Source organism: Xanthovirga aplysinae (assembly GCF_009711365.1).
In the GTDB taxonomy this organism is placed as follows: Bacteria; Bacteroidota; Bacteroidia; order Cytophagales; family Cyclobacteriaceae; genus Xanthovirga; species Xanthovirga aplysinae.
In genome coordinates this window covers 1-2,396 of record NZ_SMMB01000563.1, presented here as the reverse complement: position 1 = coordinate 2,396, position 2,396 = coordinate 1, and the positions used below count along the sequence as shown (strand labels likewise).

Below are 2,396 nucleotides of genomic sequence, written 5' to 3'. Positions count from 1 at the left end.
CGTGTTGCCAGTTACACCATCGGGCAGGATTTCAATCTGTTTCCCCTTTTGGGATTGCAAAGGTGTTACATTAAATTGAATTTTCAAACCCCTGCAGTTAAAAAATCACCCTTTTTTGAAAGGGTGATTGTTAATTAGTTGAGTATCAGAAAAAATGTTTTTTCTTAATTTAAAGCACTTGGAAGGGTTTTTTCATAAATACTCCTTGCTTCCTGGGTGCTTAGGTATTTTTCACCGTCTACCTTAAAGCTGTCACTTGTCACTTTTCCGATTCGGCTAAAGGTTACTCCATTTTCTTTTAGAAGAGCTTCTAGGCGGCTTTTTTGTTCTTCTTTAACACTAACCACTACTCTGCTTTGGCTTTCACCAAATAAGAAAGCGTCTTTTCGAAAGTTTCCATTGGTATTAATGTCAAATCCTTTTCCTGCTGCCATTGCCGACTCGGCCAAAGTAATAAAAAGTCCTCCATCCGCTACGTCATGGGCCGACTCAATCACTTTTTCCTGGATTAAAGCCTTGATTCCTTGCTGAACTTTGTATTCTTCATTTAAATCGAAAGAAGGGGAAGGTGAGGCTTTTACCTCCTGATAGGAATAAAGATATTCTGAGCTTGAGATACAGTTCTTTGCTTCTCCCACTAAATAAATGAGATCCTCTTCATCTTTGAAGTTGAGGGTCATTTTTTCTTTATAGTCTTCCATTAAACCCAACATACCAATAGTTGGTGTGGGGAATACAGGTCCTTCATCAGATGATTGGTTGTAGAAACTAACATTACCACCAGTAACAGGAGTACCAAACTTTTCACAAGCCTTACTCATTCCCTTGATGGCACCTACGAATTGCCAGTAAACTTCAGGGTTGTAAGGATTACCGAAGTTTAGGCAGTTGGTGATAGCTACAGGTTCTCCTCCAGAACAAACAATATTTCGTGCGGATTCCGCTACAGCAATGGCACATCCTTCTTCAGGGTCGGCATTCACATATCTGGAGTTACAATCCACTGTAATGTTGATGGCTTTATCGGTACCTTTTACACGGACTACTGCAGCATCGGCAGGTTCATTGGTGCTGGTGTTCATAGCACCCACCATGGAATCGTATTGTTCGGCTACCCATTTTTTGGAAGCAATATTAGGATGACCCAATAGGAATTCAGCTACTTCTTTGTAATTTTCAGGCTCTTCTACTGAGTCAATAGAGAACTTTTTGTATTCCTGATAGTAAGCAGGTTCACTGTATTCTCGCTCATATTGGGGAGCACCACCTCCAAGTACTAGGGATTCGGCTGGAACATCTGCTACTAATTCATCCTTCATATAGAATTTTAATTGACCACCTTCAGTTACTACACCAATTTGGGCACAATTCAAATCCCATTTGTCGAAAATAGCTTTTATTCCTTCCTCTTCTCCTTTTTTCACTACAACAAGCATACGCTCCTGTGATTCGGATAATAAAAGTTCCCAATCCTTCATGTTCTTTTGTCGACTAGGCACTTTATCCAGCCAAATATCCATTCCATGCCCACCTTTTTCACTCATTTCAGAAGAGGAGCAGATAATTCCGGCAGCACCCATATCCTGCATACCAATAACATCTCCCGTTGCAATTACCTCCAATGAGGCTTCTAAGAGAAGTTTTTCCTGGAAAGGGTCTCCAACTTGTACCGAAGGTAGGTCCTCAATGGAGTCTTCCGTAATGTCTTTAGAGGCAAATGCAGCACCATGAATTCCATCTTTCCCGGTAGCAGAACCAACAATAAATACTGGATTTCCGGCTCCATAAGAAATTGCTGAAGCTACCTTTCCAGTTTCAACAATTCCTGCTGAAAAAGCATTTACTAAAGGGTTGATGTTGTAGCATTCGTCAAATTGCAATTCTCCACCTACAGTAGGTATTCCAAAAGCATTACCGTAATCACCAATGCCTTTTACTACCCCTTTAACCAACCATTTGGTTTTATCCAGATTAAGGTTTCCAAATCGTAGGGAATTTAATTGGGCAATTGGTCTTGCTCCCATAGTGAAAATATCCCGATTTATACCTCCCACCCCTGTTGCTGCTCCTTGGTAAGGCTCAAGGGCTGAAGGGTGATTATGGGATTCAATTTTGAAACTACAGGCTAATCCCTCTCCAATATCAACTAATCCGGCATTTTCCTCTCCGGCTTTGGCCAACATTCTTGGAGAATCCTTTGGCAAGGTTTTTAACCATTTTATAGAGTTTTTATAAGAGCAGTGTTCCGACCACATCACTGAATAAATGCAAACTTCTGTGAAATTTGGCGTCCGGCCCAAAATTTGCTTTATCTGTTCGAATTCTTCTTCTAAAAGACCCAATTCCAGGGCTTGCTCAAGGGTTGCTGTCTGCTTTTCCACTATCTATAAATTTTT

General features: G+C 40.7%; 1 protein-coding gene. It reads right to left on the bottom strand.

Annotated elements, in window-relative coordinates; genetic code table 11:
* Positions 1 to 164: 164 nt before the first annotated feature.
* Positions 165 to 2,381: a phosphoribosylformylglycinamidine synthase subunit PurL gene (purL, locus tag E1171_RS02710; RefSeq protein WP_187696207.1), complete on the bottom strand. Its 2,217-nt coding sequence runs from the start codon at positions 2,379 to 2,381 to the stop codon at positions 165 to 167.
* Between the last annotated feature and the right edge of the window lie 15 nt (positions 2,382 to 2,396).